Origin of the sequence: Staphylococcus auricularis, from assembly GCF_001500315.1 — a bacterium.
In the GTDB taxonomy this organism is placed as follows: domain Bacteria; phylum Bacillota; class Bacilli; order Staphylococcales; family Staphylococcaceae; genus Staphylococcus; species Staphylococcus auricularis.
The window spans coordinates 1-20,756 of the sequence record NZ_LLER01000014.1; the positions used below are offsets into that span (position 1 = coordinate 1).

18 protein-coding genes, 1 tRNA gene, 1 other RNA gene and 1 pseudogene are annotated in these 20,756 nt (G+C 38.4%); 9 read left to right on the forward strand and 12 right to left on the reverse strand.

The window, feature by feature from the left end:
• Window positions 1-491: 491 nt before the first annotated feature.
• From recR to APS80_RS07860, 8 genes are all read right to left on the reverse strand, one after another.
• Window positions 492-1,088 carry a recombination mediator RecR gene (gene recR / locus APS80_RS07830; RefSeq protein WP_059107724.1) on the reverse strand — a complete coding sequence of 199 codons (597 nt, stop codon included), beginning with the start codon at window positions 1,086-1,088 and terminating at the stop codon, window positions 492-494.
• 4 nt (window positions 1,089-1,092) lie between these two features.
• Entirely contained in the window at window positions 1,093-1,410 is a 318-nt protein-coding gene (locus APS80_RS07835) for a YbaB/EbfC family nucleoid-associated protein (RefSeq protein ID WP_059107725.1), read from the reverse strand.
• A 210-nt stretch (window positions 1,411-1,620) separates the two neighbouring features.
• Window positions 1,621-3,384: a DNA polymerase III subunit gamma/tau gene (dnaX, locus tag APS80_RS07840; RefSeq protein ID WP_249664851.1), complete on the reverse strand. Its 1,764-nt coding sequence runs from the start codon at window positions 3,382-3,384 to the stop codon at window positions 1,621-1,623.
• A gap of 191 nt (window positions 3,385-3,575) precedes the next feature.
• Window positions 3,576-3,845, reverse strand: an RNA gene (ffs, locus tag APS80_RS10625) — signal recognition particle sRNA large type.
• A gap of 155 nt (window positions 3,846-4,000) precedes the next feature.
• Complete coding sequence (gene treR, locus APS80_RS07845) at window positions 4,001-4,726, reverse strand: trehalose operon repressor (protein WP_059107727.1); 726 nt, start codon at window positions 4,724-4,726, stop codon at window positions 4,001-4,003.
• 25 nt (window positions 4,727-4,751) lie between these two features.
• Window positions 4,752-6,392 carry an alpha,alpha-phosphotrehalase gene (gene treC / locus APS80_RS07850; protein ID WP_059107728.1) on the reverse strand — a complete coding sequence of 547 codons (1,641 nt, stop codon included), beginning with the start codon at window positions 6,390-6,392 and terminating at the stop codon, window positions 4,752-4,754.
• A gap of 54 nt (window positions 6,393-6,446) precedes the next feature.
• Window positions 6,447-7,886, reverse strand: coding sequence for a PTS system trehalose-specific EIIBC component (gene treP / locus APS80_RS07855; RefSeq protein ID WP_059107729.1), 1,440 nt, complete (start codon window positions 7,884-7,886; stop codon window positions 6,447-6,449).
• Window positions 7,887-8,060: 174 nt separating this feature from the next.
• Window positions 8,061-8,149: transfer RNA gene (locus APS80_RS07860), tRNA-Ser, on the reverse strand.
• Between the two features lie 265 nt (window positions 8,150-8,414).
• Between APS80_RS07860 and APS80_RS07865 the strand changes: the two genes are divergently transcribed.
• Both APS80_RS07865 and APS80_RS07870 read left to right on the forward strand, forming a co-directional pair.
• Window positions 8,415-9,527 carry a YibE/F family protein gene (locus APS80_RS07865; RefSeq protein WP_059107730.1) on the forward strand — a complete coding sequence of 371 codons (1,113 nt, stop codon included), beginning with the start codon at window positions 8,415-8,417 and terminating at the stop codon, window positions 9,525-9,527.
• Complete coding sequence (locus APS80_RS07870; protein ID WP_059107731.1) at window positions 9,524-10,306, forward strand: YibE/F family protein; 783 nt, start codon at window positions 9,524-9,526, stop codon at window positions 10,304-10,306. The genes APS80_RS07865 and APS80_RS07870 overlap by 4 nt, the downstream gene beginning before the upstream one ends.
• 51 nt (window positions 10,307-10,357) lie before the next feature.
• Here the strand turns inward: APS80_RS07870 and APS80_RS10630 are convergent, their stop codons facing one another.
• Window positions 10,358-11,236 (reverse strand): GNAT family N-acetyltransferase, encoded by an 879-nt coding sequence (locus tag APS80_RS10630; protein ID WP_083498192.1) that lies wholly within the window; start codon window positions 11,234-11,236, stop codon window positions 10,358-10,360.
• A 145-nt stretch (window positions 11,237-11,381) separates the two neighbouring features.
• Here APS80_RS10630 and APS80_RS07880 point away from each other — a divergent pair, with 145 nt between their 5' ends.
• Window positions 11,382-11,648 (forward strand): hypothetical protein, encoded by a 267-nt coding sequence (locus tag APS80_RS07880; protein WP_059107732.1) that lies wholly within the window; start codon window positions 11,382-11,384, stop codon window positions 11,646-11,648.
• A gap of 102 nt (window positions 11,649-11,750) precedes the next feature.
• Here APS80_RS07880 and APS80_RS07885 read toward each other — a convergent pair whose 3' ends face one another.
• Together APS80_RS07885 and APS80_RS07890 are read right to left on the reverse strand one after the other, a co-directional pair.
• Complete coding sequence (locus APS80_RS07885) at window positions 11,751-12,758, reverse strand: LysM peptidoglycan-binding domain-containing protein (protein ID WP_059107733.1); 1,008 nt, start codon at window positions 12,756-12,758, stop codon at window positions 11,751-11,753.
• 288 nt (window positions 12,759-13,046) lie between these two features.
• Window positions 13,047-14,378 carry a sodium-dependent transporter gene (locus tag APS80_RS07890; protein ID WP_169791261.1) on the reverse strand — a complete coding sequence of 444 codons (1,332 nt, stop codon included), beginning with the start codon at window positions 14,376-14,378 and terminating at the stop codon, window positions 13,047-13,049.
• Window positions 14,379-14,662: 284 nt separating this feature from the next.
• On the opposite strand from APS80_RS07890, the gene APS80_RS07895 reads away from it, so the two are divergent.
• The 6 genes and pseudogenes from APS80_RS07895 to APS80_RS07920 all read left to right on the forward strand — a co-directional run bounded on the left by APS80_RS07895 (window position 14,663) and on the right by APS80_RS07920 (window position 19,797).
• Window positions 14,663-15,424 (forward strand): alpha/beta hydrolase, encoded by a 762-nt coding sequence (locus APS80_RS07895; protein WP_059107735.1) that lies wholly within the window; start codon window positions 14,663-14,665, stop codon window positions 15,422-15,424.
• Window positions 15,425-15,621: 197 nt separating this feature from the next.
• Window positions 15,622-16,923 carry a branched-chain amino acid transport system II carrier protein gene (gene brnQ, locus APS80_RS07900; RefSeq protein ID WP_059107736.1) on the forward strand — a complete coding sequence of 434 codons (1,302 nt, stop codon included), beginning with the start codon at window positions 15,622-15,624 and terminating at the stop codon, window positions 16,921-16,923.
• Window positions 16,924-17,117: 194 nt separating this feature from the next.
• Window positions 17,118-17,822, forward strand: a complete 705-nt coding sequence (locus APS80_RS07905) for a DUF969 domain-containing protein (protein ID WP_059107737.1) — start codon at window positions 17,118-17,120, stop codon at window positions 17,820-17,822.
• Window positions 17,815-18,743: pseudogene (locus APS80_RS07910) on the forward strand (DUF979 domain-containing protein). Before APS80_RS07905 ends, APS80_RS07910 begins: the two are co-directional and overlap by 8 nt.
• Before the next feature lie 23 nt (window positions 18,744-18,766).
• Window positions 18,767-19,405, forward strand: coding sequence for a pyroglutamyl-peptidase I (gene pcp / locus APS80_RS07915; RefSeq protein WP_059107738.1), 639 nt, complete (start codon window positions 18,767-18,769; stop codon window positions 19,403-19,405).
• Window positions 19,406-19,425: 20 nt separating this feature from the next.
• A complete protein-coding gene (locus tag APS80_RS07920; protein WP_059107739.1) occupies window positions 19,426-19,797 on the forward strand; it encodes an iron chaperone in 372 nt (123 codons plus the stop codon).
• Window positions 19,798-19,936: 139 nt separating this feature from the next.
• On the opposite strand, the gene APS80_RS07925 is transcribed toward APS80_RS07920, so the two are convergent.
• Window positions 19,937-20,677, reverse strand: coding sequence for an alpha/beta hydrolase (locus APS80_RS07925; protein ID WP_059107740.1), 741 nt, complete (start codon window positions 20,675-20,677; stop codon window positions 19,937-19,939).
• Window positions 20,678-20,756: the final 79 nt, after the last annotated feature.

The following is a 20,756-nucleotide window of genomic DNA, read 5'->3' on the forward strand; positions in this document are numbered from 1 at the left end:
TTTGCTAAATGTGTTTCTTCAACACTTGTTCAATCAACGATTGAATCGTTGTTTATTGGAATTAACGTTGACATATTGTCATTCAGTTTTCAATGTTCATTTCTTCAACCAACGATAATTAATTATACATGTTTTAACTATTGAAGTCAACACCCTTTTATAATTAATTTGTTAACGTTGTGAGTCGTTTATTTCGTTCGACAAGTAGTAACTATACAGGCATTCAATCGCTTTTACAACAGTAAAATTTACACTCTCTTTATATTGACTTAACATTTCTAAAGGTAAACACCAACCTTATCCTACCTACTATCAATTATCGTTCGTTTTTCCATGACAAATTAGTTATATAACCCCCCCAATCATTCCACTACATCTTCAAAAAACAAACTTATCCTTTCACCAAAAAAATTATAAAAAAATCGGCCAGTTTAAAAAAACTGTGCCGATCAAAGGCAGAATGAAACCACCTCATGTTTATATCTTAATTTTTACATTTCCGTACGACCTGCAATGGCTTTAGATAGTGTCACTTCATCAGCGTATTCTAAATCGCCACCCACAGATAAACCTTGTGCTAATCTTGTCACTTTAATACCGATGGGTTTAACCAAACGAGAAATGTACATTGCGGTAGATTCACCTTCAAGGTTTGGGTTCATTGCTAAAATAATCTCTTTCACTTCTTCATCTTTCAATCGATTGATTAAGCTAGGGATATTAATATCTTCTGGCCCTACACCATCCATTGGAGAGATCGAACCGTGTAAGACGTGATATAAACCTTTATATTCGCGCATTTTTTCCATTGCAATGACATCTTTATCATCTTCTACCACACATATAACCGAACGATCGCGTTGTTTATCCTGACATATATAACAAGGGTCTTGTTCTGTAATATGACCACATTCGCTACAGTATGTGAGCTCTCGTTTAACATCTACGAGCGCTTTAGCGAATTGGACTACGTCATCTTCTTTCATATCTAATACATGAAAAGCCAGACGTTGTGCCGTTTTAGGGCCAATGCCTGGCAATTTCATGAAACTGTCAATCAGTTTAGAAATCGGTTCTGGGTATTGCATCTTATCACATTCCTGGAATATTTAAGCCCTTAGTATGTTTGCCTAAACGTTCTTGTGTAAGTTCATCAGCTTTATTCATCGCTTCGTTTGTAGCGGCAACTACTAAGTCTTGTAACATTTCGATATCGTCAGGATCGACCGCTTCTTCTTTGATTTCTACATCAATGACTTCTTTATGTCCTGATACAGTAACAGTGACCATACCGCCACCTGCTGTACCTTGAATGCGTTCTTCTTTTAATTTTTCTTGCTCTTCAGCCATTTTTTTCTGCATTTTTTGCATTTGTTTCATCATTTGTTGCATATTTCCGCCACCGCGCATAAATTACGTCCTCCTTATAATGGTTACTTTTCACTAATGATGTTGTTGTTTTATTATACCGTGCTTTATAAATGTTGTCATGTATCTCTTTATCGACATAAGTGCTTTTTAACTATAAGCCTTTTCTAAAAGCGCTAAATCTTTAGCTATCTCACCGCATACATGCTTCCATTCCATTAAAGATAGGAAGCGATTCACTAAACATGACTATTATTCCTCATCAACTAATCTCACTGTATCTTCACCAAAGAGTTCTTTCGCTTTTTGAGCCACATCCACTTGCGATTCATTAGTGTCGTCTGTTTCCTCCTCAGTCGTACTGTCAGATTGTGAGCGTTGTTTTCTGTTTTGTAGATATTCAGAGCGTACTCTAAGCCATTGATCTGATGGTACCCCAACGACGTTCACTTTCTTATTGATGATATTGCATACTACATTTTCAATACTGCTGCGTTTATCATCATCTTTATTCACAATTTCACAGTGAATTTCTTCATCAAACTTCACGAGCACTTTCGTCTCGCTCGCAGCTACAGGTTCTGAATTTTGGAGTAAGCTCACAAGCGCTTTTTGATTATTACCTTTCGCATAATCAATCACTTCTTGCCAGTGATCTTTCAGTAATTTGATATCTTCTTTATTCGCTTTATCAAGTACTTTGCTGATATCTGTCATCGTATAAGCGCCTTTATATTTCTTACGACGACTTGTGTTGGATCGAGATGGTTGTGATTGAGAAGATGAAGCCGAAACCCCTTGTGATTTAAGTGTTTGGAGTTCATTTTCCAGCTGTTCCATGCGTTGCAATAACACATCATTATTAGGTTCTGAAGCAACACTTGCCGCTGGAGCTGCTTGAACTTCTTGGGGTTGCGCTTTAATCATTTCTGCCAGCTTAACCAGTAGAACTTCAAAATGAACACTCTGATTCACACTGTAGCGAATTGAAACGAGCGTATCATTAATGATATCAATCATTTTATACAATGTATCAAGCTCGAAATGCATCAAAGCATCATATTGTGTTTCAGTTTGTGATGTCTTGTTCATAATCGTATCACGCACAAAATATATCATATCGTTGATTAAACGATTGACCTCTTTACCTTCTGACACAAAATGGTGATAAGTACTAAATGCATCGCGTACATCCCCGTTAACAACTTCACTAAACAGTTCATTTAAGGATGCTTCATCTACACTACCTGTCACGTTAAGCGCATCTTGTAACGTTAACCGATCGTTACCGAAAGCGATTGCTTGATCCATAATACTCAACGCATCACGCATTCCGCCTTCCGAAGATTTAGCCACAAATTCAAGCGCTTCGTCATCATAGTCAATTTCTTGCGTTTGAGCGACATAACGCAATCTTTCTACGATATCTTCGTGACTAATCGCTTTAAAGTCAAACCGTTGTGCACGTGAAATAATCGTTGGAGGTATTTTATGTGGTTCTGTCGTAGCTAATATAAAAATGGCATGTGCTGGTGGTTCTTCGAGTGTTTTTAACAAGGCATTAAATGCACCTGTTGTTAACATGTGCACCTCGTCGATGATATAGACTTTGTATCTTGATTCACCTGGCGCATATTTCACTTTATCTCTAATATTTCTAATTTCGTCTACACCATTATTACTCGCAGCGTCAATCTCAATGACATCGGAGTTTGTCCCTTGCGTGATCCCTTTACAAACAGCACATTCATTACAAGGCTCGCCGTCTGAACGGTTCAAACAGTTGATCGCTTTCGCAAAGATTTTCGCAATACTTGTCTTACCTGTACCACGAGGACCGCTGAAAATATAAGCGTGAGACTGTTTCCTTTTTGCGATTGCATTCTGTAATGTTTTGGTCACATGGGTTTGTCCAACAACATCGTCAAAGCTTTGTGGTCTGAACATTCGATATAAAGCTTGGTAGTTCACTTTCGCACCTCCAATTACAATCCATTCTATTATATCATTGCACATTTATATTTGAATATGATTTACGTTCGTAAGCTGTTAAAAATCAATGGTCATTTCTCATAACCGCTTCACTATCTCTAGAGTAGCAGTGCTTCCACCTATCCAAATACAATAAATAAGCTGGAACACTCATTTGTCCCAGCTTTATCGTTCTTATTTATATTCATATATTATCTTCATACACAATAAAAAAATCGTGCACCTTTGTATCGAATGTGTATCATAAACGTTACCAAAACCGCCAGCTAAATCTCGGCGACCCTACGGCACATATGATGATCCACTTAATGCTGCTTCCGTCAGGACCTGACATGGTTCATGGGTTCATATTGCATAGGACCGAAATCTTCAAACACCGCGTGTTTTGGGCAGACTTCACAAAAACACATCCTCAACAAAGGGATTAAGCCTTGCATAAAGCGGCTTTCAAGTTCAGGGAACCGCTACCTCCCCGCCTAGCACGATAAGTCATATAATACTATAATTTCGCTCACGTTTGCAAGCTAAAACTTTTATTTTTTGTAAAGGGCATGTAAACCCTCATTCACATACATACTGTTCAATGAAAGAAGCACCATCTTTCATCATACCTCTACTCATTCACTTCACAGAGGTTCAATTATTCCGGACGACGACGTGAAAAATCATTAAATTGAAATTCTGTCGCTAAATGTTTTGAAATGTTGTATTGAAATTTGGTCGTATTTTCCAAATAAACCACACCTCGCACCGTAGCCGTGTAAGGTGGATTAATTTCATCAAAATATTGATACTCTTGCTCGCTGAACGGTTCAAACGTAATCGTTTTGTTAGAATAACTGATTTTGCGACCTAAATCATGTTCAATATAGTCGTATATTGAATCACGTGCGATGGCTTCAGTTAAGTTTGGCACAATATCTGTAAGAAAATAATCTTCATCTATAATCTTGGTTTTATGCTCATAATGGCGCAATCGAACTACATGCCAAAGCTGCTGTTCCGCAGTTAAATCAAGCGCATGTTTCACGGTAGGCACATCGAGGGCTTTCACTATTTCTAACACTTTCACTTCTGTATCGTATGTCCGGCCGAGTTCTGCTTGGACCTCTTTAAAGCTCCTGAGATCTGCGAGTGGGAATTCAGTCATTCCTTGATAGATGACGACAGAGCCCTTCCCTTTGATCTTTTGTATTTTACCATCATTCGATAACATGTTTAACGCTTTTCTGACTGTTTCACGTGACACGTCATAGGTGTTCGCTAGAGATGGCTCAGAAGGGAGCTGTTCCCGGTAGCCATAATGCCCCTGTAAAATATCTGCTTTTAACGCTTCATATATCGTAATAAATTTCTGTTGACCCATTTCTTTCACACTCAACTCTATTGATTTATTGATCGATTACAATGGCTCCATAAGCTGGTATCTTACCTTCTGCTAAAAGGTCAGGTTCATTTTCTATCACGGTTTGACCTGTCGTATCTAATTCTTCAGGTATAGCAAGGGCTTCATTAGAAAAATTTGCGATGATTAACCAGCTGTCATGTTCATCATTTCGTCTGTAGATAAACAATTGATCGTGTGCCATATATAACGGTTCTATATTACCATAAGTCACAACATCATAGTTATGTCTGAGTTGAATGAGTTTACGATAAGTTTGTAAAACGGATTGTTCATCATTCATCGCTTGTTGAACATTAATCTCTTTATAATTATCCGAAACTTCAATCCAAGGTTCTCCCTCAGTAAAACCAGCCTGTGCACTGTCATCCCACTGCATCGGCGTTCTCGCATTATCGCGTGATTTTTGAGCTAAGATGCGCATGATTTCTGATTCACTTTTACCCGCTTCTTGGAGTGAATCATACGCATTGAGAGATTCCACATCTCGATATTGGTTCAGTTTGTCAAAATGAGGATTCGTCATTCCTATTTCTTCACCCTGGAAAATATAAGGAGTGCCTTGTAGCATGTGCAGCACGATGGCTAACATTTTTGCACTGCGTTGGCGCATCGCTTCCGTTGAATCATCTCCAAAGCGACTGACGATACGGGGTTGGTCGTGATTACACCAGAATATAGCATTCCAACCGCCACCTTCATAAATTCCGAGTTGCCATTCGATTAAAATCTCTTTCAATTTATGAAAGTCGAGTTGTGATTCAGTCCATTTTTCACCTTCTGCGTAATCCACTTTTAAATGATGAAAGTTAAATACGCTATTTAGTTCTTGTCGTTCTGGTTGTGTGTAGCGAATACAGTGATCAATAGTCGTAGATGACATTTCCCCTACCGTCATCATCTCTCGATCTCCAAATGTCGCTCTATTCATCTCGTGAATAAAGTCATGAACCCGTGGCCCATCCGTATAGTACTCTTTTCCAATCGCATCTGAGTCTTCAAATCGATCTTTAGAAATGAGATTGATGACATCAAAGCGAAAGCCGTCGACACCATATGACATCCAATATTTCACAATATCGTATAGCGATTGTCGTACGTATTCATTTTCCCAATTAAGATCAGCTTGGCTCACATCAAATAAGTGTAAATAATATTCACCAGAATTCGGTTCGTATTGCCAAGCATTACCACCAAATTTAGATTGCCAGTTGGTAGGTGGCCCGCCATTACGTCCTTTTCTAAAGAAATAATAATCACGGTACGGACTTTCAGGATCAGCCAGTGCCTGTTGAAACCACGTATGGTCAGTAGATGTATGGTTAAACACAATATCCAACATCACTTTCAATCCGTACTGATGTGCTATCTCTAACAATCTTTTAAAATCTTCTAACGTACCGAACTGTTCATTGATTCGGTAATAATCACTAATATCATAACCGTTATCATTCATTGGAGAAGGATATATGGGTGTTAGCCAGATATAGTCTACGCCTAAATACGCTAAATAATCTAATTTATCAATAATGCCGTTAAGATCACCTTGACCACTACCTGTCGTATCGTTGAATGATTTCGGATAAATTTGGTATACGACAGATTTTCTCCAATCTGTTTGCGACATCCGTGCTCACCCTTTCTTTCATTTTAAAACGCTTTATACCATGCGGGTTTTTAATTATTCATCTACCATTTTCTTAACTTTATCATGACTGAAGTTTGAGAAGATGATTGTTAATGCAGCTGGAACTACAACTGCAATCAATGTGACGACGAGGTATAATCCCCAATATTCACTTTTGATAGATATAATCGCAGGCACACCACCGACACCTACTTTACCTAAGACACCACTTGCACCAACAATCGCGCCGAGCACACCTGACGTAGAGATAGCAGCGAGGAAAGGATATTTCAGTGGTAAGTTCACACCGAACAGTGCAGGTTCAGTTACACCAAGTAACCCTGAAATCCCTGACGTTAACGCTAAGCCTTCCTCTTTAACCATTTTATTTCGCTTGTAGACGTACCAAGCGCCGAACACTGCAGAACCTTGGCATATATTGGAAATCGCGAGGATAGGCCATAAATACGTACCTTTTAAATCGCTACTCATAAGTTGGAAGTCCACTGCTAAGAACATGTGATGTAAGCCGGTAATAACAAGTGGTGCGTAGAAGAAACCGTATAATGCGCCACCTAACCAGCCAGCGTAATCAAAGATAAACACCACTGCATTCGTGATACCAGCACCGAGCCACAATGCGATGGGTCCAATCAGAATAAATGAAAGGAAACCTGTAATGAGTAATGCGACCGGCCCAACGACGAGCATTTTAATCGTATCATGGACGACACGATTTAATAGTTTTTCTAATTTCGCTAATACATAAGTGGCTAATAAGATAGGTAACACTTGGTTTTGATAATTCAGTTGTTTAATTTCTAAACCAAAGATATTCCACGTTGGAATGTCACCTTTCGCAATTTCAGATTGGGGTACGAGTTGCGGATTCATTAAAATGAGCCCTAACACCAATCCAAGAATTGGACTCCCACCAAATACACGCATACTGCTCCAACCGACTAAAGCAGGTAAGAATGTGAATGCGGTGTTGGCAATGACTTTAATTATATCAGCAATATCGTGTAACTGAGGAAATTGTTCTACCAGCGGTTGCGGACCAAATAGATCTTTCATCGTTAATAAGTTATTGATCCCTAATAACAAACCAGCTGTCACAATGGCGGGTAGGATTGGAATAAAGATGTCACCTAAAAGTTTAATAAAACGTTGTAAGGCATTTCCCTTTTTCTCCTCTTTCTCACCTGATTGCGTATCGGATGATTTCCCAGAATCATCACTGATCCCCGTTTGTTCAGCGAACTGCGCATATACTTCATCGACTGTCCCTGGACCAATCACGATTTGATACTGATCGTCCGCTTCAAACTGTCCCTTGACTAAGTTATTTTCAGCAAGTAAATCTGCATCTACTTTGCTTTCGTCTTTCAACACTAACCGTAAACGTGTCACACAATGGGTCGCGTATTGGATGTTATCTTTCCCACCAATCGCTTCCACGATGCGTTCGACGTCCTTTTTCTTTACTGCCATACCTTTCACTCCCTTGCTATCGATTTCATAGAAAGTATAACCTGTCTATACAATTTTTGCAAAGGCTTTCACTCAAAAAGATAAATGGGCACGTCAATTTAAATTAAGGCAACAAAAAATCCTCGCTATCACAACGTTGTCATTAACGATGTATAACGAGGATCTCGCATATAGCGGAGGAAGAGGGATTCGAACCCCCGCGGGTCGTTAAGCCCCTGTCGGTTTTCAAGACCGATCCCTTCAGCCGGACTTGGGTATTCCTCATGTATTAAGTTCATTGATATCTTATAACAATTGAATTTCGAAGTCAATTATAATTTTACCTAAATTTTAAACGACTTTAACACTTTTTACCTAAAATGAATCTTAATACTTATAAAGTGCAAGGTTGTTGTATAAGAGAAAGCGTGACAGAGATAGTTGAGCGTCTTGTCATGCGAAAGTCTGACCGATAATGCTTTGAAAAACACGACCTTCAAGCGTATAATCACATTGACTCAATACATTCCTACAGTAAGAAGGTGGAAAATGTTACGTAAGCAATTAGGTTCTGGTCCGTTTAAATGGTTTATCGCTATTTTTGCCGTGATATTCATCGCATTGTTTATTTTCACTTTTTTTAATGAAAAGTTTTATAACATCCCTATCGGACAAATTGAATCTATCGAGCATCAACAAACGAAGCAACTCAATGATGAACATAATAATAAAGATACGCAACATGATGAAATCTTAACCATCAAAATATTAAATGGTCAGTTTGAAGGTGAAACCACACATCTCAAACACAGTTATGTGGAATCCCAAGCTGACAGTGAACAATATCACGAAAACAACAAAGTATTATTACATATGGACAAATCGCCAAGCGATGCTTATATTATTGAACAAAAACGTGACTCCTTGATTGTCGCAGTAATAGGTATATTTCTCATCACGTTACTTGTTGTCGGTCGTAAGGTAGGCTTGCAATCGATTATCTCATTGATTTTAAATACATTAGCAGTGTTGATTGCCATTTATATCAATACGCTCAATTCAAACATCAATTTATTCCTATTAATGTGTGGCGCCGTGGTCATCTCGACGATCATTACCTTGTTATTAGTCACTGGTTGGCACACCCGCACACTCGTAACAATCGTGAGTACCTTGCTCGGCACCTTTATTTGTATCGGCATCACCCAACTCGTCATTGTCCTTACAGGTGGCGAAGGGCTCAAGTATGAAACGATGGATTTCTTGACGATGCCACCAACAGAAGTCTTTCTCGCTTCGGTATTAATCGGCTCACTCGGTGCTGTGATGGATGTGGCGATTACGATTGCGAGTGGTATGTATGAAATCTTGCGTCGTAATCCTAATATTTCCCTCACGCGTTGGGCACTCGCTGGTCGGAACATCGGTCAAGATATCATGGGTACGATGACTAACATCCTACTCTTCTCATATTTATCAGGTAGTTTACCGATGATTCTTGTTTATTTAAAAAACGAAAACACGATTACGTATACCATTTCAATGAATTGGTCACTTGAAATTGCGCGAGCGATTACAGGGGGTATCGGTATTGTGCTCACGATACCGATCACTATCTTACTCATGCAACTCTGGTTCAAATGGCGAGGTGAACGCGTATGAGTGCAATGACAATACTCGGTCTGATATTATTCATCGTCATGATCATTTTCGGTGGTAAAAAAGGACTCGTCTCATTCTTGACGTTATTCCTTAACTTTATCATCTTGCTCATTTCGATCATTGCGATCATGTTCGGTGCCCCTATCTATTTAGTGACACTCATTTTCTCAATTGCTATTTCAGCCTGTAACTTATTTGTGTTAAATAGTTACAATACGAAGACGCTCGCTGCATTTATTTGTACTTTAATAACATCCGTGATACTTATCACTGGTATTTACCTATCCATCTCGATTGGTAATTTACAAGGCTTTACGACAGAACAACAGGATGAAACTTACGTCTATTCAATGAATATCGGCATAGACATGGTTAAGTTCATGGTATTTTCAATCGTGTTAGCAGTCATTGCAGCTGTGATTGATTTAGCCATCACGATTAGTTCGCCAATGTACGAATTATACGAAACAAAACCAGAACTAACACGCCGTGAACTATTTGATTCAGGCATGCGTGTAGGTCGTGAAATATTAGCGACATCCGCAAATACGATTTATCTAGCTTATTTAGGTGGACAACTAACAATCTTTATTTGGTTCTTTAAATTAAACTATTCATTTGGCCAAATCATCAACTCTAAATTGTTTGCGCAAGAATTTGTTTCCATCTTACTTGGAGGCATTGCAGTAGCGATCAGTATTCCAATCACTGCGCTCATTACCGCATGGCTCATTAAACGTCAGCCTTCAAACCTTCATTCATCTCAAAAAGAAGAATAGCTTCAATAAAAAGTGTAGGCCCCTACCTTTAAAGAGGGGTCTACACTATTTTTATATCTCACGTTTCATGATATAAACTGGACGTCCTTCTGCGGTTGACTCGCCAACATATTGATAATCACATTGCTCGTAAAGTTGCTGTGCTCTTTCGTTGTCATCATTCACCGTCAAATAGACCTCATTGATATCTGAAAAATGACCATGAATATATTGTGGTAATTGTTTAATCGTTGCTTTCGCATAGCCATGCCCCCGTTCATTAACATCTATACTGAATGAACGGAAAAATATGGCATGCGGATTATCCGTATAAGGCGCCACACCTTCTCCTCTATGTAATGTGAAAAATCCAACGCACTGTTGTTGTGCATTATAAATGAGGGTCGGGTACCGTTCATCATCCGTTTTAGCAAGCTCGATATTATCCATCGGCGTTTTCGTAAACTTGCGATCACTCGACGCAACTTCGATGTCTTCAACGGTATCGTAAAGTGTATGATCATACGGCACAAATTGTATAGATACTTGTTGAGTCCGACGTTGTTCAATCCATTGAATGACTGCTGGCGCAATCAGTGATGTTTCATTTTTATCAATCCATTTTATATCTGTAATTTCGTGTTTCGGTTCTATTTGATTCCAATCATATTGACCTGTCGTGCGATAACAATTTAACTCTGTAAACTGATCTTTTTGCGGATAAGCAGGCCCTACGACTTGGCCTAAAAACTCTATTTCATCTTCATTTAACTTAACGTTAAGCTCTTCCTTAATTTCACGTTGTAACGCTTGGATTTGAGATTCTCCATCATCTATTTTACCACCCGGGAAATAATATTTATTTCGATGATGCGCCTGTACCAAGAGGAGCTGGTCCTCATGTTCAACTACTAAACAAACGCATCTAATGCACGATGGTGATTCCGTCATCCTACATGTCCCCTTTCTTAAACTCTGTATTTCTAGCTAACCATCAATCTATGCGAGGTCTCAAAGTTGTACGTCTCAATGCCAACATACTACAATATTCATGTTATAATAAATTGACAACTTATTGCACAATGGAGGTATAGTTATGGCAAAAAAATCTAAAGTAGGACGTCTTTCAAGTATCGTTAATCTCGCTAGTGGTGCATTGGAAATCTATACACGCGTAAACCGTTCTAATAGTAAAAATTTACTTTACCTTAACTTAGGTGTAAGTACATTAAGCATCGTGTTAGATTCATTTACATCTATCAAATCACCACATAAAATAAGAAAATTATGGTCTATCTTTACCCTAGGTTTATCTATGTATCATGCGTACAATCGCTACAAACAAATTAAAGCGATGGATTAATACACGCAATTCAACATTGAAAAAGATAGAAAAAGGCCGGAACTTCAAACGTTGTCGCGATTGCTTCAGACGTTTCGTTCTGGCCTTTATTTTTTATTTAAATTAATGGATATATTTATATTGTGATACTTGGTATGCAGGAATCGTACGGTAAGTCATGATACCTGGTGCGGCACTGTAGTTCATTTCTGAAACTAAAATGCTACCATCATTGTTCACGCGTTCAACAAACGCTGCATGACCATAGTAACCTAAATCAGATTGTAAGATAGAACCGACTGTAGCTGTATGGTCTACTCTGTAGCCATCATATACTGAACGGTCGTCCCATGTGTTTGCGTTACCCCAGTATGTGCTAATGCCTTGTCCTACTTCTGCTCTTCTATTAAATACATGCCATGTGCATTGTCCCCAGTCGTATAAGTTTGGATGATTAAACACAGGTGAATTACCGCGTGTATTTGTCGTTGAAGTAGCTGTTGATTGTTGAGATGTAGAAGCTTTACCTGAAACTTTTAATTTTTGTCCTGGATAAATTAAGAAGTTTGAAAGCCCATTTAAATTCATAATTTGTTGATAACTTGTGTTAAATTGAGCTGCGATAGAAGATAAAGAATCTCCGCTTTGCACCGTATATGTAGTTGTTCCTCTATTAGAACTAGATGATGTGCTTGGCTTAGCATGAGACGTAGATGAATTGGCTGAACCAGATACTTTTAATTTTTGTCCCGGGTAAATGATTGTACTGTTCAAACCATTTAATTGCATAATACGTTGATAGCTTGTGCCATATTTTGCAGCGATGCCAGATAGTGAATCACCTGATTTCACTGTATATGTAGTCCCTGTGCTGCGACTTGTCGTTGAATGACTAGATGATGAATTTGAACGTGAACCCGATACTTTTAATGTTTGATTAGGAAAAATCAAGTTGCTTGATAAATTGTTCAATGATTTTAACTGATTAACAGACATATTGTATTGGTTGGCAATCGTCCATAATGATTCACCACTTTGTACTTTGTGAGTTGTAGCCGCTTGTGCGTCTGTACCCACGACTGCCGCAACTGCCCCAGCCCCAATCGCGGTAGCAATGATTTTATTTCTCATTCTCTATACCTCCTATATCTCTGTGGTTACCTTCTTGTTACTGCTAACATCTTTATTATACGTGGAAATATATTTTGAAACCATGTAAATTAGATGACATTATGATTACATTTCATTGTGAGATACTTTACAAAACTGCATCATGCCAGTATTTATAGGATGTTGGATACAATCATATAGGGCACAGCTTTCCTTAAATTTGAAAGTCTCCTAATACCACAACTCATATTTTCCAATAAAAATAAAGTGCTAGAACCTGTTGAAACTCTAGCACTTTATCAATATTTATTAAATTAATTGTACGATGAATACGACGATGATAACGACCGGTAAGACAAATTTCACAAGGTAGTACCATGGCGCGAATAATTTAAAGCGATCAGGTCCAAAGTATGTGCGCAAGGCTTGTTTATCTAATAGGTAACCTGTCACTAGTGTTGTACCTAAAGCACCTAATGGCATTAAAATGTTAGACACAAGAAAGTCCATATTATCAAAAATAATACCCGCAGCGAATTGGATAGAACTTAAACTACTGAATGAGAGCGTAGCAGGAATACTGATGATAAACACAAGAATACTTGCGATGAATGCGACTTTCGTACGTTTACTATTATCATTTTTAGTAAAGTTTGAGACGTTCAATTCTAAAAGAGAAATTGAAGACGTCAATGCTGCAAACAAGAATAAGATTAAGAATATAAAATAGAAACCTGTACCAAATGCCATTTCATCAAACACTTGTGGTAACACTTTAAACAACAGTCCTGGCCCTTCTGTTGGTTCGTAGCCAAATGCACCGATTGCTGGGAAGATGGCTAAACCAGCTAATACAGAGACGAGAATGTTCATGAGCACGATAGATAGTGCGGATGTTTTAATCGTCATTTCTTTCGATGCATAGCTCGCATATGTAATCATTCCTGTTGTACCGAGTGATAGCGTAAAGAAGGACTGCCCAAGTGCGAAGAGTACACCGTCCATTGAGATATCTTCTGTACGTGGTTGTAATAAGAATTTAAGCCCTGACATCGCACCGTCTAACGAGAGTGATTTTGCGACGATGATGATGAGGAAAATAAACAGCAACGGCATCATAAATTTAGATGCTTTTTCTAAACCGGATTCCACACCAAACATCACGATAATCATCGTTAATAAGATGAATACACCTTGACCGATGATCGTGATCCAAGGATTTCCTATGACTTGTTCAAATTGAATGTGTCCCAATGGACCTTGCTCAAATCCTAAAATTTGCATGAAGACATGGGAAAGATAAATGACAATCCAACCACCGATGACACTGTAGAATCCATATAGGATGAAAACAGCTAAGTTCCCGTTCCATCCAATGATATTCAACCATTTTTTATTGGTTAACTTCTCATATATTTTTGTTGTATACGTCCGTCCCATTTTCCCTATCGCAAATTCCATGATAAGTAATGGAAGGCCAACAATTAAGGTGAAGAGTAAGAACATAAATAAAAATGCGCCCCCACCATAAATACCTGCCATATATGGGAATTTCCACATCGCACCTAGTCCGATGGCTGAACCGGCACTTGCAAGGATAAAGCCCGTAGACGTCTTCCATTGAGATTGTTTCTGCATCATAAGTCACCTTCTAACGATCGCTCTTTGTTATTTTAACGCTTCTATGCGTTAAAGCGAAATAGTAATGTAATAACACTTACTATATCATTTTTTACACTTAGACTCAACATTAATTTTTAGATTTAATCATCAAACATGGATGCTGTATGAGCTCACGCCTTCTAAAATTTCCCTTATTACAACAGAGCTTGAACTTACTTTAGTTGAAGTCGTTTCTCCGAAAGTTTATATTGCTTTATATACGAAGACAAACCGTTAATTTTAAAACAAAGGGCGTGACTCAAGTGGCAATATTATCAATGAACTATCATTCTCCAACTCTAGGCATGCATCAACACTTTATGGTGATCTTACCTGAAGATGCAACATACTTTGATCCGAACCAACAGCCGAAACAGTTAAAAACGTTGCTGTTGTTACACGGACTCTCTAGTGATGAAACGACTTATATGCGCTATACAAGCATTGAACGTTATGCCAATGATCATCAACTCGCAGTGATTATGCCTAATGCTGATCACAGCGGTTATAGTAATATGGTTTATGGTCATCGTTATTTTGACTATGCGCTAGAACTCTCAGACTATTTGCATCAAATCTTGCCATTATCTACTGCACGTGAAGATAACTTTATCGCAGGACATTCTATGGGTGGTTACGGTACGATTAAATTCGCTCTCACCCACGGCGAACGTTTTGCAAAAGCAGTGCCGTTATCTGCGGTCTTCAGCGGAGAAACATTAATGAATTATGAATGGACAGATTTCTCAGGTGAAGCCATTGCGGGAGATCCTAAACAAGTCATCGGTACGGCATTAGACCCTTACCATTTAGTCGATGAAGCATTAGAACATAATCAATCGATTCCGCAATTATTGATTATGTGTGGTACAGAAGATGAATTATATGAAGATAATCAACAATTTTTACGTTATTTAGATGAAAAAGGCGTCAATTATCAATTTGAAGATGGCCCTGGTGAACATGACTATGCATATTGGGATAGAGCCATCGAACGTGCCATTCAATGGTTAACAGAAGCATAATTTATTGCATGTCCAAGTCAGAGCGTTCCTGCTATAGCGCACGGAGCGCTCTTTTTTTGCCCTTTTGTATTTAAAATAACTATAAATCTATCTTAATTACACTTCTGTTCAATATTAATATTGAATTTATTCATGCTGTATGTTAAATTAATAATGTTTTGTAAAGTTAGATTTTTCTAAAAATTGGGGTATTTAAAATGAAACGGTTTATATTTATTTCAGGATTAATGTTATTTTCATTTTTCTTTGGTGCAGGTAACCTCATCTTTCCACCGATGCTAGGTTATACCGCACAACATCATATGTGGATTGCAATGGCTGGATTTGCCATAACGGGTATTTTATTACCTTATATTACAGTCATCATCGTCGCTCATATGAATGGCGGTGTTGAAAGTGTGGGTAATAAAGTACATCCAATCTTTGGTACAATCTTTGCGATCTGTATCTATTTATCCATCGGGGCGTTATACGGTATTCCACGTGCGGCAAATGTCGCTTACGAAATCGGAACGCAACATATTTTACCCGTACATAACCAAGTTACGTTGATTATATTCTCTATTATATTTTTCTTAGTGGTCTATCTCATATCACTTTATCCGAATCATATCATTGATAACTTAGGTAAATATTTAACACCCGCATTGATTATCATCATTGCAGTGTTATGTGTCTTAACAATTATCAACCCAGATTCACAAATTGGTAATCCAACGGGTGAATACGCAGATACACCGGTTGTTTCAGGTATTCTTGAAGGTTACTTCACGATGGATCTCGTTGCGGCACTTGCCTTTGCGGTTGTCATTGTACAAGGCTTTAAAATGAAAGGCATTACCGACCAAAAACAACTCGTTAGTAGTGTAGCCAAAGCAGGACTGATTTCAGCACTGTTACTTGTAGTGATTTACTTTGCACTAGCATATGTCGGTGCTACGACTGGCAAACCTGGTTTTACAGATGGTACCCAAATCCTCACGTATAATTCTGTACGTGTCTTCGGTACTTTCGGTAACTTGATCTTCGGTGTCATCGTTATCCTTGCTTGCTTAACAACTTGTATTGGCTTAGTGAACGCATGTGCTGCCTTCGCAGTGAAAAAAATACCGAAATTGACTTATAAATGGTTCGTGTTAATATTCTCAGTTCTTGGCTTTCTTGTTTCAACCTTAGGCTTAGAACTAATCTTGAATATTGCCGTACCGTTACTAACATTCATTTATCCAACCTCTATCGTGCTAGTTCTCGTGTCATTTGTCAGTATCTTTATTAAAATTGATTTCAAATATGCATATATTATTCCAACGATTTCAACACTCATCATTTCAGTCATGCAAATCGTGAATGATTTCAATTTAGTTCCATTCATCGCCCGTATTTACCAATGGTTGCCACTCGCAGATATTGAACTCGCATGGTTGATACCATTTATTGTTTTATTCGTTATTGGCGGTATCATAGACTACTTCAAACAGCCTCAACCACAACATTCATAAAGAAAAATGATTCCATGAGCGCTTTAATGCATCGTACATCTATCAAATGATTGATAGATTGCGACATTGAAGCGCTTATTTTTTGTTAAAAACAATATTTTATTTTTACACTTTTGTGCTAATTTCATAATAGTGGTAATATTGAGAAAATTAGTTGTTATATAATTTAATATTTTTCTATTGGAGGGATCATCATGGAATGGATCAAATTAATTGGCATTGTCATCATTATTATAGGCTTTTTATTTAAGTTTGATACCATCGCTGTTGTTTTGATTGCAGCACTTGTTACCGGACTCGTTTCTGGTATGGACTTCACAGAAATACTTTCAACACTAGGCGAAGCATTTATTGACAATCGCCTTGTCACATTATTTATCCTCACGTTACCTATCGTTGGCTTGATAGAACGCTTTGGTTTGAGAGAACAAGCCACACGCCTCATCGGAAAGGTTCGAAATGTCACCACCAGCCGCTTACTATCAATCTACTTACTCGTACGTGAAATTGCTGGACTTGCATCCATTCGTATTGGTGGTCATCCGCAATTCGTGAGACCACTCATTAACCCGATGGTACAAAGCGCTTTACGTACGAAATATCATATCAAAGAAGAAGATGTCGACGACAAGGACGTAGAGAAACTCAAAGCTGAAGCCTCTGCTATGGAGAATTATGGTAACTTCTTCGGGCAAAATCTATTTGTCGGTGCAGCCGGTATCTTACTCATGGTAGGTACATTTAAATCACTCAAAATTGATGTGAACGCGATAGATCTCGCTTTAGCTTCAGTACCTATCGCAATCATCACATTCTTACTTGTATGGGTGAAAAATATAAGACTCGAACAGAAATTAGCTAAAAAATATAGTAAGCGCGAGGTGACGAAAAATGAGTGAGACAACTTTAAATTATATTCTTGAAATCTTTTATATATTGATTGGCTTGCAACTATTGTATACTGCATACCGCGCGTTGACTGCGCTCAATAAATCTAAACGTGTAGGTACCGCACTCTTTTGGACGATTTTAGCAATATTATTCATTGCAGGACCTTACATACCTAACGTGATCAATGGTATCTTAATCCTTCTCATGGGCGGACTCACTTTATTTAAACAGGTCGCTATCAAAAATATTGTAGATGTTACAGAAAAAAAGAATCCACACAAGGTGCCAAGCACTTAGGTAATAAATTGTTTATACCAGCTATTGTGCTAGCGATCGTCGCAGTGATTGTTTCAAACTGGACGCCACTTGGAGGTGCGATTGGTCTCGGGGTCGCTTCTATTGCAGGGCTCATTGCTGCAGTGATAATCATCAAACCTAAACTCTCATACGTCATGTATGATAGTGATCGCTTAACCCAACAAGTCGGAACTGTAGGTATTTTACCTCAATTTTTAGCGGCTTTAGGTGTATTATTTACCGTGAGTGGTGTGGGAGATGTTATCTCTAAAGGAATTGCATCATTTTTACCGGAAGGCAATCATTTACTCGGGGCAGCTGCTTATATTATGGGGATGGTGCTATTCACTATGTTAATGGGTAATGCTTTCGCAGCTTTCACCGTGATTACTGCAAGTATAGGGATTCCGTTTGTCATCGCACAAGGTGGTGACCCTGTCATTGCCGGCGCTCTAGCTATGACGGGTGGATTCTGTGGTACATTACTTACACCAATGGCAGCGAACTTCAATACATTACCTGTTGCATTGCTCGAAATGAAAAATGAATTTGGCGTCATTAAAGCCCAATTCCCTATCGCACTATCTCTCATTGTCGTCCACATCGTGTTAATGTATTTCTGGGCATTTTAAATATAAATTGAGGAGTGATTTAGATGAAAATATTAGTCACAGCATTTGATCCATTTGGAGGCGAAAAGACGAACCCTGCACTTGAAGCCGTTAAACAATTAGATGGTCGTATTGGGGAGCACGAAATCACTAAATTAGAAATACCTACGATTTTCCAAGAGTCGGTTGAACCCATTAAAGCACAACTTTCCCAACAACACTTTGATGTGGTGCTTGCTATCGGTCAAGCTGGTGGACGCTACGCGCTTACACCAGAACGCATAGGTATTAATATCGATGACGCACGTATTGCAGATAATAAAAAGCAACAACCTATTGATGAACCGATTCAATCTGATGGTGCAGCCGCATACTTTTCTAACTTACCTGTTAAAACCATGACAGAAGCGATTAAAAAAGAAGGTATTCCTGCTACGTTATCTAACTCAGCTGGTACGTTTGTATGTAATCACATTTTATATCAATTAGGGTATCTCCATGCGACAAGCCATCCTGAGATTCAATTTGGCTTCATCCATGTACCATTCACACCCGATCAAGTGACAGATAAACCTAACACACCTTCTATGGCTTTATCTACCATTGTAAAAGGCTTAACTGCGGCTATTGCTGCAATTTCAACTGATGAAGATACCAAAGTTGCTCTCGGAGAAACACATTAACGTGATTGATGGAGGACCCCATGCATACATTTGAATCATTTTTACAAACCATCGAAGACACAGACCACAGAGAGAAATTGGCGTCGCTTTTTAATTGGATACGAGATACGTTTCCACAACTTGAGACGACCATCAAGTGGAACCAACCTATGTTTACACATCATGGTACGTTCATCTTTGGATTAAGCAAAGCGAAAGCACATTTTTCTTGTACGCCTGAAGCAGAAGGGATGAAACCCTTTGTACGACGCATTGATGAAGCAGGTTACGGTCAAACAGGCAATCTCTTCCGAATTAAATGGACACAGGAGATTGATTATGACTTACTACAAGATATGATTCAATTTAATATTGATGATAAAGCAGAATGTCAGACGTTTTGGCGTAATTAAAACATGAAAAAAGACCGAGCATAGCGATTTGTGAAATGATGATGTAACTTTAATGCGCTTGTGAGAGCTCTTTCCTCAAGTACTCATCAAATCCATAACAAATAGCTAACACTCGGTCTTTGATATTATTATTAATTTTTTACCGATAATCTTCTAAAAAGGCGATGGCATCCGCTTCAACCTCAGCATGACCTTTACCTTGTGTCATCAAGTGTTTACAATCTGTATAACCTTGTAATTCTTTATCGTCATGATTAATGTTTTCGTAGATAAATTGCGCACTTTTCTCATAAACTGGTTCATCTTGTTTACCGTATTTAATCGCTACTGGTGCTTTAATTTGGTCCAAGTGATCCATCGTATCTTCTGTCATAACTTTAAATTGATTTAATCCAGGTTCGTAGTCTTTAATCTGAGCAATCGCATCCTCAATTTCTGATTCATTCAACCCCATAAGATCTCCCATTTTTTGACCATAATACGTTAATCGATCCGTTAAGCCGGCAACATCTTTTCGGTAAGGTGTAGACATCACTAATACGGTTGCTACATCTACATTTTCAGCTAATCTCAAAGCGAGAATACCGCCTAGAGAGACGCCCATCACACTGATGTGCTCATATCCTTTGTTCTTCAACCACTGATAAGCAGCTCGAGCATCGTCCCACCAATCATTGATATCATATTGCATCAACTCAGTAAGCTTCAATCCATGCCCTTCATATGGGGGTACGTAACATGTGAAGCCTGCTTTATTCAACTTGTTGGCTAATAATTTTACATCTCGAACTGTGCCTGTGAATGAATGAAGCAATAATACCGCATGATCGGATGATTCACCTTCTAAAAATATAGGATTCGGTTGTTTAACGTTTATCATTCTTTGTCACTCCAAAATGAATTATTCTCCTTTATTGTAACGGATTTTTATCTTTTCAGCATAAATGCAAACCCATAAA

Coding starts and splice junctions, on each gene's coding strand:
- pcp (WP_059107738.1), top strand. CDS start 18,767: ATGAAAATATTAGTCACAGCATTTGATCCATTTGGAGGCGAAAAGACG.
- treP (WP_059107729.1), bottom strand. CDS start 7,886: ATGGCAGTAAAGAAAAAGGACGTCGAACGCATCGTGGAAGCGATTGGT.
- APS80_RS10630 (WP_083498192.1), bottom strand. CDS start 11,236: ATGACGGAATCACCATCGTGCATTAGATGCGTTTGTTTAGTAGTTGAA.
- dnaX (WP_249664851.1), bottom strand. CDS start 3,384: ATGTGCAATGATATAATAGAATGGATTGTAATTGGAGGTGCGAAAGTG.
- APS80_RS07885 (WP_059107733.1), bottom strand. CDS start 12,758: ATGAGAAATAAAATCATTGCTACCGCGATTGGGGCTGGGGCAGTTGCG.
- APS80_RS07925 (WP_059107740.1), bottom strand. CDS start 20,677: ATGATAAACGTTAAACAACCGAATCCTATATTTTTAGAAGGTGAATCA.
- APS80_RS07920 (WP_059107739.1), top strand. CDS start 19,426: ATGCATACATTTGAATCATTTTTACAAACCATCGAAGACACAGACCAC.
- APS80_RS07865 (WP_059107730.1), top strand. CDS start 8,415: ATGTTACGTAAGCAATTAGGTTCTGGTCCGTTTAAATGGTTTATCGCT.
- treC (WP_059107728.1), bottom strand. CDS start 6,392: ATGTCGCAAACAGATTGGAGAAAATCTGTCGTATACCAAATTTATCCG.
- recR (WP_059107724.1), bottom strand. CDS start 1,088: ATGCAATACCCAGAACCGATTTCTAAACTGATTGACAGTTTCATGAAA.
- brnQ (WP_059107736.1), top strand. CDS start 15,622: ATGAAACGGTTTATATTTATTTCAGGATTAATGTTATTTTCATTTTTC.
- APS80_RS07880 (WP_059107732.1), top strand. CDS start 11,382: ATGGCAAAAAAATCTAAAGTAGGACGTCTTTCAAGTATCGTTAATCTC.
- APS80_RS07835 (WP_059107725.1), bottom strand. CDS start 1,410: ATGCGCGGTGGCGGAAATATGCAACAAATGATGAAACAAATGCAAAAA.
- APS80_RS07870 (WP_059107731.1), top strand. CDS start 9,524: ATGAGTGCAATGACAATACTCGGTCTGATATTATTCATCGTCATGATC.
- APS80_RS07905 (WP_059107737.1), top strand. CDS start 17,118: ATGGAATGGATCAAATTAATTGGCATTGTCATCATTATTATAGGCTTT.
- APS80_RS07890 (WP_169791261.1), bottom strand. CDS start 14,378: ATGATGCAGAAACAATCTCAATGGAAGACGTCTACGGGCTTTATCCTT.
- treR (WP_059107727.1), bottom strand. CDS start 4,726: ATGGGTCAACAGAAATTTATTACGATATATGAAGCGTTAAAAGCAGAT.